Source organism: Taklimakanibacter albus (assembly GCF_016595235.1).
In the GTDB taxonomy this organism is placed as follows: domain Bacteria; phylum Pseudomonadota; class Alphaproteobacteria; order Rhizobiales; family Aestuariivirgaceae; genus Taklimakanibacter; species Taklimakanibacter albus.
Genome location: NZ_JAENHL010000008.1, coordinates 1,165,989 through 1,180,544 on the forward strand (window position 1 = coordinate 1,165,989; position 14,556 = coordinate 1,180,544).

General features: G+C 62.8%; 11 protein-coding genes and 1 pseudogene. 1 reads left to right on the forward strand and 11 read right to left on the reverse strand.

The genetic code is table 11. The annotated features are described in order from the left end of the window. The first annotated feature begins 106 nt into the window (after positions 1 to 106). The gene (locus tag JHL16_RS28585) at positions 107 to 934 is read left to right on the forward strand and encodes a DUF3108 domain-containing protein (protein WP_200188288.1); all 828 of its coding nucleotides are present in this window, start codon (positions 107 to 109) and stop codon (positions 932 to 934) included. Here JHL16_RS28585 and JHL16_RS28590 read toward each other — a convergent pair. The 11 genes and pseudogenes from JHL16_RS28590 to JHL16_RS28640 all read right to left on the reverse strand — a co-directional run bounded on the left by JHL16_RS28590 (position 931) and on the right by JHL16_RS28640 (position 14,512). Next, entirely contained in the window at positions 931 to 1,545 is a 615-nt protein-coding gene (locus tag JHL16_RS28590) for a hypothetical protein (protein WP_200188289.1), read from the reverse strand. The genes JHL16_RS28585 and JHL16_RS28590 overlap by 4 nt on opposite strands. Positions 1,546 to 1,794: 249 nt before the next feature. Then, positions 1,795 to 2,181, reverse strand: a pseudogene (locus tag JHL16_RS35550) (cell wall hydrolase); the annotation flags it as partial. Between the two features lie 679 nt (positions 2,182 to 2,860). Then, positions 2,861 to 5,542 (reverse strand): pyruvate, phosphate dikinase, encoded by a 2,682-nt coding sequence (gene ppdK, locus JHL16_RS28600; protein WP_200188291.1) that lies wholly within the window; start codon positions 5,540 to 5,542, stop codon positions 2,861 to 2,863. A gap of 128 nt (positions 5,543 to 5,670) precedes the next feature. Next, positions 5,671 to 6,798, reverse strand: coding sequence for a sulfotransferase family protein (locus JHL16_RS28605; protein ID WP_200188292.1), 1,128 nt, complete (start codon positions 6,796 to 6,798; stop codon positions 5,671 to 5,673). Then, entirely contained in the window at positions 6,799 to 8,874 is a 2,076-nt protein-coding gene (gene glyS / locus JHL16_RS28610; protein ID WP_200188293.1) for a glycine--tRNA ligase subunit beta, read from the reverse strand. Beyond that, positions 8,867 to 9,805 (reverse strand): glycine--tRNA ligase subunit alpha, encoded by a 939-nt coding sequence (locus tag JHL16_RS28615; protein ID WP_200188294.1) that lies wholly within the window; start codon positions 9,803 to 9,805, stop codon positions 8,867 to 8,869. The genes glyS and JHL16_RS28615 overlap by 8 nt, the downstream gene beginning before the upstream one ends. Positions 9,806 to 9,880: 75 nt before the next feature. Beyond that, the gene (locus JHL16_RS28620) at positions 9,881 to 11,035 is read right to left on the reverse strand and encodes a trypsin-like serine peptidase (protein ID WP_200188295.1); all 1,155 of its coding nucleotides are present in this window, start codon (positions 11,033 to 11,035) and stop codon (positions 9,881 to 9,883) included. A 219-nt stretch (positions 11,036 to 11,254) separates the two neighbouring features. Next, entirely contained in the window at positions 11,255 to 11,437 is a 183-nt protein-coding gene (locus tag JHL16_RS28625) for a hypothetical protein (RefSeq protein WP_200188296.1), read from the reverse strand. 32 nt (positions 11,438 to 11,469) lie between these two features. After that, on the reverse strand, positions 11,470 to 12,309 hold the full coding sequence (locus JHL16_RS28630; protein ID WP_200188297.1) for a S49 family peptidase: 840 nt from the start codon (positions 12,307 to 12,309) through the stop codon (positions 11,470 to 11,472). Between the two features lie 68 nt (positions 12,310 to 12,377). Beyond that, positions 12,378 to 13,016, reverse strand: a complete 639-nt coding sequence (locus JHL16_RS28635; RefSeq protein WP_200188298.1) for a beta/alpha barrel domain-containing protein — start codon at positions 13,014 to 13,016, stop codon at positions 12,378 to 12,380. Then, complete coding sequence (locus JHL16_RS28640; protein WP_200188299.1) at positions 13,013 to 14,512, reverse strand: sugar ABC transporter ATP-binding protein; 1,500 nt, start codon at positions 14,510 to 14,512, stop codon at positions 13,013 to 13,015. The genes JHL16_RS28635 and JHL16_RS28640 overlap by 4 nt, the downstream gene beginning before the upstream one ends. Positions 14,513 to 14,556 lie beyond the last annotated feature (44 nt).

Below are 14,556 nucleotides of genomic sequence, written 5' to 3' on the forward strand. Positions count from 1 at the left end.
CATAAGCTTAGGCTCAACGCTGACAAAAGACAAAGTACGGGAGATCAAAAAATGGTCACAGAATTGGTCGATGCCTCTCCCGATGACAACGGCGAGGAATATGGCGATGCCGAAAGGGAAGATTCTGTCTCTGGCCTCAGCGCTGGCCATGGGAGCCATGGCGAGTGTTGCGCCTGTCGGCGCCAACGCCGCCGAAAGCGAGCTTGCCGTCACTTATGAGGTCGAGGTCGGCAGCCTCTCGGCGATGCGTATCGCCTACAAAGCGGCCCTCACCGCAGATGGTTATGAATCGACCGCCTCGATCAAGACGAAGGGACTCGCGGATCTGTTCTCGGATTACCGGATGGAGATGGCGAGTGCCGGCGGTTTCGCTGCCGGCGCCCTCAAACCGTCGCATTACCGCTCCGAATCGAAGAACAGCAAGAAGACGAAGGTCCTCGAAGTGCGCTGGAAGGGCGACAATCCCGCCGTCGCCTCGACGCCCAAGGACAAGGACGACGACGCACTGGTCGCGCCAGGCCTCACCTCCGGCCTCGTCGATCCACTGTCCATGCTGCTGCGCAAGGCCGTCCTGCAAGAGGGCCAGCCCTGTCCGAGCGTCGAGCGCGTTGTCGACGGGCGGGAAGTCTATGACTTGCGCTTCACGCTCTCCGGCGAAGTGAAGCTCGGCTCGAAAAGCCCCGGCGTCTATCGCGGCAAGGCGCTCAAATGCAGCATGACCTATACGCCGGTGGCGGGGCGCCCGGCGGTGAAGTTCAAGAAGAAGGGCGGCGTGCCGTCCAAATTCGACATCTGGTTCGCAGCCATCGATCCGGCCGGCTCCGGCAAGGCCATGTATGTGCCGGTGCTCGCGACCGGCAAGCTGCAGGGCATGAGCTTCGTCGCCTATGCGCGCGAGGCGAGCGTCGACGGCAGCAAGCTCAGCGAAAACTAGAATCTCACCCGCAGACCGGTGGTGATGAAGGACGAGCCGCTATAGACGCCGTCGATCGTTCCGAAAATGCCGGAGCGATGATGCAGCCTCAGCACCAGTTCGATGTCCTTGTAGTCGGGACTGGCGAACGTGATCTCGGGCGAGAAATTATGCAGCACCAGCGATGAATCGCCGTCGCTGCGGTCACGCTCGAAGTCGGACGACTCGGTGAGGATGCTGAGGCCCGTATTGATGGCAAGTGTCGTGTAGATCGTGTCGTTCCACGGCAGGCCGTCATAACGGAAATAAAGCGAGCCCCAGAACTCGCCCTGCGATTCCTCGCCGAAACGATAGGCGGCCCCCGCCTCCGGCTCGACCATCAGATGATCGCCGAAATAACCGAGCGTGCCCGAATCGAACAATTCGTTGAGCGTGCCCAGGCGATAGGAATAGGTGATGCCGAGCATCGTCAGGTCGACGAAATTCGTCTTCCAGGGCTGGCTGACGATGGTGGTGAAATCCGTATCGGTGCCGCGGCCGACGAGGAAGGTGACGGCATTGGGCGAGTTCGGTTGCTCCGCGTTGGCAGCTGTTGAGAGGCACGCGCAAGCAAGTGCCGCTACGCAAGCCAAGAGCCTCGGATATCCGCTGCTCGCCTTTTCGATTTCAGCCTCCGCCGTTTGGCGTTTTGTCGTTCCTAAAGAAGCCGCCCCGAACAAAATCCGATCCTTATCTTACGCACTAACGCCCGCAACCGACCCAATAATTTCACGCCCCAAATGCTGGCACAAGGGGCCTAAAGGCTTATACGCAAATGTGAAATTTTTGTTAGCCGCGTCGCATTTGGCGAAACGTCAACCCATTGTCAATGGGGACAGGGCCTAGCTGTCGGAATAGAAGATGTGGCGGCCGATCTTGATCAGCTTGCGCATCTCTTTCGCCCATTTGGGGCGCACATAATCGGCATGATAATTGGTGGCAGCACCGATGACGCGGATCGTCTGGTCGCCGGCGATCGCCTTCTGGGCGACCTTCTTGGAGCGGTCCCAGGCCGCCTTGCTCTTCACCTCGTCGGCGACGCCGTCACAGGCGAAAGAGAACTGGCAGGAATTGCGGCGATCCGAACCTTGATAGACCACGCCGCAGATCGTCTTGGGATAGTTCGGATCCTTGACGCGGTTCAGCACGACTTTCGCCACCGCGAGCTGGCCCAATTCCGATTCGGACCGGGCCTCGAAATAAACCGCCTTGGCGAGGCAATTCTCTTCGGCGAGGCGGATGCGGCGTTGGGCTACGACTTTCTGCTTCTCGTTGCGCTTGAGCTTGAAGGTCGATTCGAGCTTCCACACCGGCGGCGTCATGGCCAGGCGCTTCTCGACCTCGACCTTTTCCGGCTGTGTCGGCTGGGCCGGCAAAGCGGCCAGCACCGGCACATCGGGCTCCGGCGAAATGTAGTCGCTCTTGCCGTTCGACACGACTTCCTGCTCGCGGATGATCGGCAGAGTGATGAGATCCAGAGTCGCATCGCTCGGCATGAGCGAGCCCTTCTGGATCAAAGTCGAAACAGGGGAACTGACGGCGATGTCGGTGTCTTCAGGGACGAGTCCGTGAGCGTCGGCATTGCGGCCCATATAGTGGCCGGCGAAAGCAAAGCTCGCGACCAGCATGGCGCCACCGAAGACATAAGGCACGTAACTCAGGACACCATTGCGCTCTTCCGGCTGCAACGGCTCGTGATAGTCCGGCTCAAAATGCCTATGCGTTCGCCTTGATGGTCTCACTTCCCCTCGCGCTACCGTCTCAACTCTTAAAGTTTCCCGAACAGGCGGTAGTATGATCCCTGAGCGTTTAGCATAGGTTAACCATGCCAGCAACACAAAGGCGCCTATAATCAGCCACTAAATGCTTCAAGGTTAACAAGGCCTTAGATAGGTGTATTGCCATAATTCAGCCACGTTTTGCGAGGGCTGATTGAGCCGCCGCAAGCCGGGCGATGGGGACGCGGAAGGGCGAGCAGGACACATAATCGAGCCCGACTGTCTCGCAGAATTGGATCGAGGCCGGATCGCCGCCATGCTCGCCGCAAATGCCGAGCTTGATATCGGCGCGCGTCGAGCGGCCACGGTCGGCGGCAATCTGCACCAGTTCGCCCACCCCTTCGGTATCGAGCGTCACGAATGGATCGGTCTTGAACACGCCCTTGGCGGTGTATTCGCCGAGGAAACGGGCCGAATCGTCCCGGCTGATGCCGAAGGTGGTCTGGGTCAAGTCATTGGTGCCGAAGGAGAAAAACTCCGCCGTCTGAGCGATCTCAGCGGCTCTCAGGGCGGCGCGGGGCAATTCGATCATGGTGCCGACGAGATAATCGAGCTTGGCGCCGGTCTCCTTGCGGACCTCGTCCGCAATGGCGACGATGCGATCGCGCACGATGTCGAGCTCGGCCTTGCTGGCGACCAGCGGCACCATGACCTCCGGGATCGGCGGCGCGCCGGTTTTGCGGCCGACCTCGGCCGCCGCCTCGAAAATGGCGCGCGCCTGCATCTCGGCAATCTCAGGATAAGACACCGCCAGGCGGACGCCGCGATGGCCGAGCATCGGGTTGAATTCATGCAGATCGGCGACCCGTGCCCTGAGCACGTCCGGTGTGACGCCGATCACCGCCGCCACCTCGGCGATTTCCTCCTCGCTATGTGGCAGGAATTCGTGCAGCGGCGGATCGAGCAGACGGATGGTGACCGGCAGGCCGGCCATGATCTCGAACAGCTCGATGAAATCCTGGCGCTGCATCGGCAGGATCTTGGCAAGGGCCGCGCGCCTGCCCTTCTCATCCGAGGCCAGGATCATCTCGCGCATCGCGACGATGCGGTCGGCCTCGAAGAACATATGCTCGGTGCGGCAGAGCCCGATGCCCTCGGCGCCGAAATCGCGCGCCGCTCTGGCATCGAGCGGTGTTTCGGCATTGGCGCGCACCTTCATGCGCCGCGCTTTGTCCGCCCATTCCATGATGATGGCGAAATCGCCCGAGAGCTCGGGCTTGATGGTGGGAACGGCGCCCTTCATCACCTGGCCGGTCGAGCCGTCGATGGTGACGATATCGCCTTTCTTGAGCACGGTGCCGAGTGCTGTGAGCGTCGCCTGGCGATAATCGACGCGGATGCTGCCGGCGCCCGAGACGCAGGGCTTGCCCATGCCGCGCGCCACCACCGCCGCATGCGAAGTCATGCCGCCGCGCGTGGTGAGGATGCCCTCCGCCGCATGCATGCCGTGAATATCCTCCGGCGACGTCTCGACGCGCACCAGGATGACATTGCGGCCCTGCTCTTTCAGCTTCTCGGCCTCGTCTGAATCGAAGACGATCTCGCCCGAGGCGGCACCTGGCGAGGCCGGCAGGCCCTGGCCAATGATGTCGCGCTTGGCGGAGGGATCGAGGGTCGGATGGAGAAGCTGGTCGAGCGAGGCCGGATCGATGCGGCGTACCGCTTCCTCGCGGCTGATCAGCCCTTCATTGGCCAGATCGACGGCGATCTTCAGTGCCGCCTTGGCGGTGCGTTTGCCGGCCCGCGTCTGCAGCATCCACAGCTTGCCGCTCTGGATGGTGAATTCCATGTCCTGCATGTCGCGGTAATGCTTCTCGAGCTGCGCGAAGGTGCGGACCAGTTCGGTATAGGTCTCGGGCATCAGCTTCTCGAGCGACGGCGCCTTGGAGCCGGCCTCGATACGCGCAGCCTCTGTGATGTTCTGCGGCGTGCGGATGCCGGCCACAACGTCCTCGCCCTGCGCATTGACGAGGAACTCGCCGTAAAGCTCATGCGTGCCGGTCGAGGGATTGCGGGTGAAGGCGACGCCCGTGGCCGACGAGTCGCCGAGATTGCCGAACACCATTGCCTGGACATTGACGGCGGTGCCCCAGTCTTCCGGAATATTGTGCAGCCGGCGATAGGTGTTGGCGCGCGCCGACATCCACGACTGGAAGACAGCGCCGATGGCGCCCCAGAGCTGCTCCTTCACATCCTGCGGGAAGGGCTTGCCGGTCGCCTTCTCGACACAGGCCTTGTATTTGGCGATGACCTTCAGCCAGTCCTCGGCGGTGAGATCGGTGTCGAGGCCGAAAGCCTTCTCGTCCTTGTATTCGCCGAGAATGTCCTCGAACTGATGATGCTCGACGCCGAGCACGACGTCGGAATACATGTGGATGAAGCGGCGATAGCTGTCATAGGCGAAGCGGCGGTCCTTGGCGTGCTTGGCCAAGCCTTCGACGGTCTCGTCATTGAGGCCGAGATTGAGGACCGTGTCCATCATGCCCGGCATCGACGCGCGCGCACCCGAACGGACCGATACGAGAAGCGGATTGCCGGCATCGCCGAAGGTCGCGCCGACGATACGGCCGACTTCGCTCAGCGCCGCATCGACATCGGGACCAAGCGCCTTGGGATAGGTGCGGTCGTTTTTGTAAAAGTTGGTGCAGACTTCGGTGGTGATGGTGAAGCCGGGCGGGACCGGCAGTCCCAGATTGGCCATCTCGGCCAGATTGGCGCCCTTGCCGCCGAGCAGATTCTTCATTCCCGCCTCGCCATCGGCCTTGCCGTCGCCGAAGCGGAATACGAGTTTCCCATTCGCCTGCTGATTCACCCTTAGTGCTCCCTTTAAGACAGGATCGGTCGGTTCAGTAGCGAGCGCTGCTCGTGAGGCGCACTAGCCATATCGCAGATGCGAAATCAAGTGTGCAGTTGCGCTGCGGCGGCCGCAGCCTTAACGCATCAACAAAAATGGGCCAGCCGTTGTCTGATTTCTTCCGGCGTCTGGGCGAAGTCGGCGGCTGAATAGATGTGGCGGCCATGTTTGTCCTTGGGGTTCCCGGCGATGAACGCCTGGAACCGCTGTGTGAGATCGGCCCCGATCACCAGACCCAGGCGCTGATAGATGACCGAAACCACATCGAGCGGCCGGCGTGTCAACGCCTCATAGTCGACTTCCAGAATATGACCGGGGCATGTCCGGCGTGCCGACACGTAACGTGCCGTTTCGGCAGCATAGAAAGCGAGATTGGACCGCCCCAGCCGCACGCGGTCGGCGTCCTGCGCCGTCACCCGATGCAAGCCGTCGATGAGGCTGTTGAAACTCGTCAAAGAGACGGCGGGATCGCGCCGGCATACGACGATGAGGGCCTCCGGCACGGCGGCGATGAGCTCGGCCAGCGAGCCCAGATGATCCGGCGCCTTGAGCAGCAGCCGCCGTGCCGGCGCGCGGCGCTGCAGGAGCATCAGGATGTCGCGATATTCACGGTATTTCTGCCGGCGATCGGCACCCGCATACCAGGCGAGGTAGGACTGCACCGGCGCCAATGTCCAGGGCAGCATGGTGCGGAAGGAGATCGCCAAGGCGAACATGCATTCCTCCGGCTCATCGCTCCGGGTGAAATGCCGCGCATCGAGCTCACGATTGAGGAAGCGCATCACCCAGAGCTCGATATCGAGCCGGAGATCGCGCAGGAAGCGGCGCAGGCCGCGCTTGCGCGCGACCGGCTCGACCAGCTCGCTGAGCGTCGGCGCGCGCATCGTTTCATCGGCGGCGAGAAGACGGTGGAGAAAGGTCGTGCCGCTGCGCGGCATGCCGGTGATGATGACGGGCGGCAGCAGGGGCGCGCCGAACAGTCCGGGCTCGGTCCTCCTCAGCTCCTGGATCAGCAGGCGCTGTTCAAGCGCCAGCGCGATGCTGCGCTTGAGCAGTGTGCGGCCGATGAAGGTGAGCCGCACGTCGCGGCGCAGGGCGCGCAGAAGAACGCGCAATCCCGTGCGGTAGTAAGGATCACCGAAATCATCCAGTCCGGTGGAACGACGGGCGGCTTCACTGAATCTCGCGAGGCAGCTTTGAGGCCGCCGCCGCATCTATCCTTCGATCCGGGAGAAGTCCGCGACTTCACGGGTCGCGGCGCGGATGCGGTTCAGGAGCTTCAGTCGGTTCTCGCGGAAGGACGGGTCGTCGGCATTGACGGTGACCTTGTCGAAGAAGGCATCGACCGGCGCCCGGAGCTTGGCGATAGAGCGCATCGCCGCCTCGAAGTCCTCGGCCGCCACGGCTTTGCGGGCCTGGGCCGCGGCCGCGTTGACCGCGGTGTTGAGCTCGCGCTCCTCGCCCTGGATGAGAATATTGGTGTTCACATTGCCGTCGAAACCACGGCCGTCCTTCTTCTCCTCGATCTTGAGGATGTTGGTGGCGCGCTTGACGCCGGCGAGCAGATTCTTGCCGTCATCGGTCTCGAGGAATTTCGACAGAGCCTCGACGCGTTTGACTATCATCAGGAGATCGTCCTGGCCACCGAGCGCGAAGACCGCGTCGATGAGATCATGGCGCATGCCCTGATCGCGCAGATAGACCTTCAAACGGTCGGCGAAGAAGGAGAGAAGATCGGTACGGTCGAAGCTGGCGCCGAACTCCGCCCCGCGCTGGTTGCGATAGAGCTGCAGGCCGGCATCGAAAAGCGAAAGAAGCGGCAGCCGGACCTTATTCTCCTGCACGATGCGGATCACGCCGAGAGCGGCGCGGCGCAAGGCGTAAGGATCCTTCGAGCCGGTGGGTTTCTCGTCGATGGCCCAGAAGCCGACCAGCGTGTCGAGCTTGTCGGCGAGCGCCGAGACGATCGACAGCGGCTTCGCCGGCACCGCGTCATTAGGCCCCTGCGGGCGGTAATGCTCCTGGATCGCCGCGGCAACGTCCTCGTTCTTGCCTTCGTTGAGCGCGTAGTAGCGCCCCATCAGGCCCTGCAATTCGGGGAACTCACCAACCACGCCGGTCAGGAGGTCGGATTTGGTCAGGCGCACCGCCAATTGCGCCGACGCCTTATCGGCGCGGCAGAAGCCAGCGAGATCGTTGGCCCAGCCTTCGAAGCGTTTCACTCGCTCACCCTGCGTGCCGAGCTTGGCGTGGAAGGTGATCTGGTCGAGCTTGGGCAGGAGTTTTTCGAGCGGGACTTTCTTGTCCTGGTCCCAGAAGAATTTCGCATCCGACAGGCGCGCCGCGATGACCTTGTTGTTGCCCTGGACGATCTGCTCACCGCCGTCGCGCGCGATCATGTTGGACACGAGCAGATAGCGGTTGGCGAGGTTGCCGGTCTTGCCGTCTTTCAGCGCGAAACATTTCTGGTGCTGCTTGATCGAGGTGACGATCACTTCCGGCGGCACGTCGAGGAAGCTCTCCTCGAACGAGCCCATCAGCACCACCGGCCATTCGACGAGGCCGGCGGTCTCTTTCAGCAACGCTTCGTCCTCGATCAGCTCGAGGCCCTGCGCGAAGCTCAAATTCTTCGCCTCGACACGGATGAGCTCGGCGCGGCGGCCGGAATCGACCACGACCTTGGCATCATAGAGCTTCTGGGCGTAATCCTCGAAGCGGCGCGCGGTGATTTCCTGCGGCGCCATGAAACGATGGCCCCGCGTGACGGCGCCGCTCTTCAGACCGGCGATCTCGAAGTCCACCACCTCGCCATCGAAGCAGCACAGAATGGATTTCAGCGGACGCACCCAGCGCAGATCACCCGAGCCCCAGCGCATCGATTTGGGCCACGGGAATTTGCGGATGACGTCCGGCACGATCGCGGCGATCACGTCCGTTGTGGCGCGGCCGGGCTTGCTGATCACCGCGATATAGAACTTGCCCTTCTTGTCGTCCTGGATGGTGAGGTCGTCGAGCGAAAGGCCGGTCGATTTGAGGAAGCCCTGGATCGCCTGTTCCGGCGCATCGACACGCGGGCCTTTGCGCTCCTCGCGCACGTCCTTGGTCTTGGTGCCAAGGCCCTCGACCGACAGCACGAGACGGCGCGGCGTCGCATGGGCCTGGGCGCCTTCATAAACGAGGCCCGCCTCGACCAGCGCATTGGTGACGAGCGACTTCAGATCCTCGGCCGCCTTGGCCTGCATGCGCGCCGGGATTTCCTCGGAAAAAAGTTCGAGAAGGAGCTCAGCCATGGGCGGCCTCCTTCACGGCGGTCATACCGACGCCACCGCCAGAGGTCCTGGCCCAGGCCTCGCAGCAACCCTTGGCCAATTCGCGCACGCGCAGAATATAGGCCTGGCGCTCGGTGACCGAGATCACGCCCCTGGCATCGAGCAGATTGAACACGTGGCTCGCCTTTATGCACTGGTCGTAGGCGGGCAGCGCCAGTTCGTGGCGGCCGCCTTTGTCGCCCGCCTTCAACAGCGCCAGGCACTCCTTCTCGGCATCCTTGAAATGCTGAAGCAGGATGTCGGTGTCGGCATATTCGAAATTGAAGCGCGAGAATTCCTGCTCGGCCTGCAGGAACACATCGCCATAGCTGATGCGCTTCGCCCCGTCCTGGCCGTTGAAATTCAGGTCATAGACATTGTCGACGCCCTGCACATACATCGCGAGGCGCTCGAGCCCATAAGTGAGCTCGCCCGAGACCGGCGCGCAATCGAGGCCGCCGACCTGCTGAAAGTAAGTGAACTGCGAGACTTCCATGCCGTCGCACCACACTTCCCAGCCGAGGCCCCAAGCGCCCAGCGTCGGGCTTTCCCAGTCGTCCTCGACGAAGCGGAGGTCATGCAGGTCAGGCTCGATGCCGATCGCGTAGAGCGAACCCAGATAGAGCTCCTGGAGATCGGGCGGGGACGGCTTGATGATCACCTGATACTGATAATAGTGCTGCAGCCGGTTGGGGTTCTCGCCATAGCGGCCGTCCTTCGGGCGCCGGGAGGGCTGCACATAGGCCGCTGCCCAGGGCTTCGGCCCGACCGAGCGCAAGGTCGTCGCCGGGTGGAAGGTGCCGGCGCCCACTTCCATGTCGTAAGGCTGCAGGATGACGCAACCCTTCTCACCCCAATATTGATGCAGGGTGAGGATCAGGTCCTGGAAGGATTTGCGTGGATTCAAAGACATTTGCGCCCGCAGGAATGGGTTCCGTTGCGGGCGCAAACTATGGGGCTAACCCCTATGGGTCAAGGAGAAGTCGTCTTACTTCTTCTTCGGCGCCTGGGACTCTTCGTCCTCATCGCCCTGGGTGTCGTCGGGATTGACCTCGTCACCGCCGGTGTCGGTCGTGTCGACGTCATCGCCCTGGGTGTCGTCGTCGGTGACCTCACCGCCATCGTCACCGCCCTTGTCGGCGTCCTTCATCCAGGCCTGCAGCGTGTAGAAGGCCTCTTCATTGATGCGCTGGCCCCACAGGTCGGCGCCCTTGAGCGGGCCGCCATGGAGGGCGATCAGCATCGGACCGTTGGACTGCTTGTCGACGACCCAGATGCCCGCGCCCGCCATGCCTTCGAGCGGCTTCTTGAGCGGGCAGTTATAGACGATGAAGGACTTGTCGGCGCCTTTCACCGGGCAAGTGGTCTCCCACATGGTGAAGTCGGGCACGCCCGCCGGATAGCCGGTCATAGCCGGGCCCTTGGGGATCTGCGGCAGGTGGCCGAAACCGAACCAGCCATTCTGCTCACCGACATCGCTCTGCAGCTCGACCAGGCCGAAGGCCATGGTCCAGTCAGCCTTTTCAGCGAAGCCCTTGGTCACCCAGGCGTTCTTCCACTGGACGCCGCCGAAGGGACGGCTTTCACCATTGATGCCCGGATAGAAATCGAGATTCTGGTCCCATTGCTTGTTCTCCGGATTGAAGATGCAATAGGCGGCGGTGAGCACGAAACGCTTGCCGATGAGGGTGCCCGAGCAGCCATTCGACAGCAGGCCGACGGCGGTATAGGGATATTGAGTCGTGTCCTTGATGGGCACGAGCTTGCCGGGCTTCGGCGCTTCCTGGATCGCCTGGGCGCCCTTGCCCTTGAGAATCATGCCCTTGAGGCGTCTCGGTACCTTGACGGTGCCGGCCTTGCCGTCGCGGCTCATCGACATGCCGGTCAAGGCGTCGAGCTGGGCGGCCGGCGCCTGCTGTCCGGCGCCCTTGCGGGTCACGTTCATGGCGCCCGGCTTGGCGGTCGGCCCTTTGGCGTCACCGGTCTTGGGCGCATTCGCAGCACCTGCCCCCGCTTCCACCGCGGGCCACTGGCCGCGCTTGAGCTTGGCGCCCTCCTGGGCGACTGCCGGGCCGGCCAAGGCCGTGGCGAGGAGGAGCGAGCTGGTCAAAACGAGGGAGGTGATCGATGGAGATCGAATCATGGGCCGTCCTTAACGGTTGCTGATTGGGTATGTCGCTTATACGACATGACAATCTAGCCATGTTCGCGCGGCGAAAACTAGACCCGGCGGCAATAATTTAAGGGCGGAAAAGTGTCCTTACGTCGATTTTTGTCGAAAACGACGGTAATCGAACAACTTAAGCGAGAATTATCCGTGGTCCAGCACCTCGGATAAGGCCGATCCGAGGCAGTCCTCGTATCAGGCGTCCGGATAGTAAATGCCGGTCCTCGGGTCCTGCCGGAGGCGGGTGACGGCGCGCGGATCGACCGGGCGGCGCTTGACGGCAACCCGGGCTTTGGCGGCGTTAAGACCATCCACCAGCTGCTTCAGGGCGGCGGCGGCCAGGAGGCCGACCAGGGTAATCGTCAACGCTTTCAACATGAAACGGTCCTTCCAGTCTCAATCCAGTGGCATCATAAACCGAAACGGGCCCATAATGCACGTAATTCCATGGCATCAATGAGGCCTGACGCGGGGTCTAAAGTGGTGCCGAAACCCAGCCTGCGCAAGCCCCAGCCGGCCGGTTTGGCGATGACCTTGAACTCGGTCTTGTCGCCGAATTTGCCGCGCATGACGTCGCGCATATGGCCTATCCCGTCGATCAGCCCCAGAGTCAGAGCCTGCCGGCCGGACCAGAAGGCACCCGAAAAAAGCTCGGCCTCTTCGCCCTTGAGCTTGCCTTGCCGGCGCGTCCGGACCAGCGTCTTGAACTCTTCGTGAACGTCGCGCTGCAGGCCCAGCAGGCGTTCGACATCCTCCGGCTTCTCAGGCTGGAAAGGATCGAGAATCGATTTGCTTTCGCCCGCGGTATGGACGCGCCGCTCGATGCCGAGCTTGCGGATCGCCTCGACGAAGCCGAAGCCCGCGGCGATGACGCCGATCGAGCCGACGATCGAGCTGGCATCGGCATAGATCTCATCGCCGGCGCAAGCGAGCCAATAGCCGCCGGACGCTGCGACATCCTCGCAGAACGTGTAGACCGGGATGTTCTTTTCGGCGCTCAGAGCGCGGATGCGCTCATGGATCAAAGCCGACTGGACCGCCGCACCGCCTGGTGAATTGACGATCAAGGCGACGGCGGTGATGCCTTTGCGGGCGAAGGCGCGCTCCAAAGTCCCGGCTATTCCTTCGAGCGTCAACGGCGGCTTGAAAGGCGTGCCGACACCGATGGCGCCCTGCAGGCGCACGACATGGACGAGAGGCGTTTTTTTACGCCAGCGGCGCGGGATCAGACGGTGCAGCAAATTGGGCATTAGCAACAGATAGGACCTCGGCACGCTGACGACAAGACGAGCCGCTCCCCGGCGCGCCTGCTAACCGCTCAGTCAACCTGTTCGCGGCATGATGCGGCCGCGGCCAGATCTTGCGCCTGGCGCTCAATATCCGCATGCGAAAAGAGCGCCTTGCCGATCACAGCGAGATCGACCTCTTGGCGCCGCAGGCGATCGAAATGGGTTTGATCGATGTTGCCGTCGACGATGGCGGGCAGATTCCGCGGCAGGCTCGCGAGCCGCTGAAAGGCATTCGCGTCGAAGCCGCCGCCGCCCGCCGGCGCGGTCAGCAGTAAAATACCGTCGACCGCAGCGAGCATCCCGGCGATTTGCTCGACCGGCGTCGTGTGGCGCAGCGCCAGATTGGCCAGAGCGCCCTCCCGCCTGATCTCGACGGCAAGTTTCTCGACATCCACGCCGCTCTCAAAATGGAAGGCGACGCTGCGCACGCCCAGACCTGCGAAGCGAACCGCCCAGCTCGCCGGATCACAGATCATCAGATGCATGTCGATGGGCACATCGCATTCGCGCATCAGACCGCTCACCAGGCGCTCGTCACAGCCGAATGCCGGTGCGAACCGGCCATCCATCACATCGATATGGAAGGAACCGACATGCGGGGCGACGGCGGCGACTGAGTGAGCCAGGCGAAACGGATTCGCGGCATAGAGGCTGGCGGACAATTTCATGCAGGGGCCGCCCAGGCCGCTTGCCGCAACGCCGCGAGGGTGACATCGCTCACCGGAACCGGGGCGTATTCACAGCGACCGTGATGGAACACCGTGACACGATCGGCGATCTCGAGGAGTTCTTCTTCCTCGCTGGAGACGACCACGACGCACCGCCCCTCATCCGCCAGCGACCGGATGATCTCATAGATGTCTTGCTTGGCCCCGATGTCGACGCCCTTGGTCGGCTCATCGAGCAGGATGAGGCGCGCATCCTGCTCGATGATGCGGCCGAAGAGAACCTTCTGCTGATTACCCCCGGAAAGCGATTTGATCGGCGCATCGAGCCGCCCGCGTGTGCCGATACGGGCAAGCGTATGGCGTGCGGATCTTGCGGCGGCGGCATGGTCGATCAACCCGTTCATGCGGTACCGCTTCAAAGTGGAGAGCACGACATTCTCATAAGCCGACATCAGGGGAATGAAGCCATCGCGCTTGCGCTCCTCGGTCAGGAGCGCAATGCCGGCCGCCAGGGCATCCCTGGCCGAGCGCGGCTCATAACGCTTGCCGTCGATCAGGATCTCTCCGCCCGTCACCGGCTCGGTGCCGAACAAGGATCGGAGGAAACGGGTGCGGCCGGAGCCGACAAGTCCGTAGACGCCAAGCACCTCGCCGGTCTTCGCCGCAAGCGTCACCCCGGAAAGACGCCGTCCGACCAGTCCGCGCACTTCCAGAAATGTCTTTCCATCCGCCGGCGCCCTGGACAGCCGCGCCGGTCCGGCGTGATGCGCGTCGCCGACGATGGCGTCGACGATCGTCTCCTTCTTCAGCTTCTCGCGCTCCGCATGGAGAATGACGCGCCCACCGGAGAGCACGGTGGCCTCGTCACACACGCCGAGCACCTCATCGAGCTTGTGCGAGACGAGAACGACACCAATCTGCCGCTCGAGAGCGATCCGGCGAATCGCCGCGAGGAGGCTCGCCGCCTGCCCGCCATCGAGCGCCGTCGTCGGTTCGTCGAGAAACAGGAAACGCGCCTTGCGATCGAGATTGGCGATCACCTCGACCATCTGTTTTTCGGGATGCGACAATGTCCCCACGCGCGCCGAGGCGGCGGTCCTCAGCCCATAGCCATCGAGCAGCGACTGCGTGTAGGCGGCCATGCCGTTGCCGTCCTTCAGGCCGTTCCTGCGCAATTCCCGGCCGAGGAACAGATTCTCCGCCACGGTGAGATTCGAGATCAGGCGCAGCTCCTGGTAGACACAGGCAATTCCCTGTTCGAGCGCATCGCGCGGCGAGGCAAGCGTGATCGCCCTGCCCGCTATGGACAGGGCTCCATCATCCTGCGGCTGCGCGCCGGCGAGAATCTTCAGGAGCGTGGACTTGCCGGCACCATTGTGCCCGAACAATCCGTGAATGGTCCCCGGCCGCACCACGAAATCGACACCGTGAAGCACGCCCACGCCGGCAAACGACTTGGTGATGCGACTTGCCCGGTAGGCGCCGTCCGATGTCATGTCCTGCTCCACGCGGGGTTGCGGGACGCGGCCCCGGGGGGGCC

Bases quoted from the DNA above. Each gene is read 5' to 3' on its own strand.
- JHL16_RS28585 (WP_200188288.1), top strand. From the start codon at position 107: ATGCCGAAAGGGAAGATTCTGTCTCTGGCCTCAGCGCTGGCCATGGGA.
- JHL16_RS28605 (WP_200188292.1), bottom strand. From the start codon at position 6,798: ATGCGGCGGCGGCCTCAAAGCTGCCTCGCGAGATTCAGTGAAGCCGCC.
- glyS (WP_200188293.1), bottom strand. From the start codon at position 8,874: ATGGCTGAGCTCCTTCTCGAACTTTTTTCCGAGGAAATCCCGGCGCGC.
- JHL16_RS28615 (WP_200188294.1), bottom strand. From the start codon at position 9,805: ATGTCTTTGAATCCACGCAAATCCTTCCAGGACCTGATCCTCACCCTG.
- JHL16_RS28620 (WP_200188295.1), bottom strand. From the start codon at position 11,035: ATGATTCGATCTCCATCGATCACCTCCCTCGTTTTGACCAGCTCGCTC.
- JHL16_RS28625 (WP_200188296.1), bottom strand. From the start codon at position 11,437: ATGTTGAAAGCGTTGACGATTACCCTGGTCGGCCTCCTGGCCGCCGCC.
- JHL16_RS28630 (WP_200188297.1), bottom strand. From the start codon at position 12,309: ATGCCCAATTTGCTGCACCGTCTGATCCCGCGCCGCTGGCGTAAAAAA.
- JHL16_RS28635 (WP_200188298.1), bottom strand. From the start codon at position 13,016: ATGAAATTGTCCGCCAGCCTCTATGCCGCGAATCCGTTTCGCCTGGCT.
- JHL16_RS28640 (WP_200188299.1), bottom strand. From the start codon at position 14,512: ATGACATCGGACGGCGCCTACCGGGCAAGTCGCATCACCAAGTCGTTT.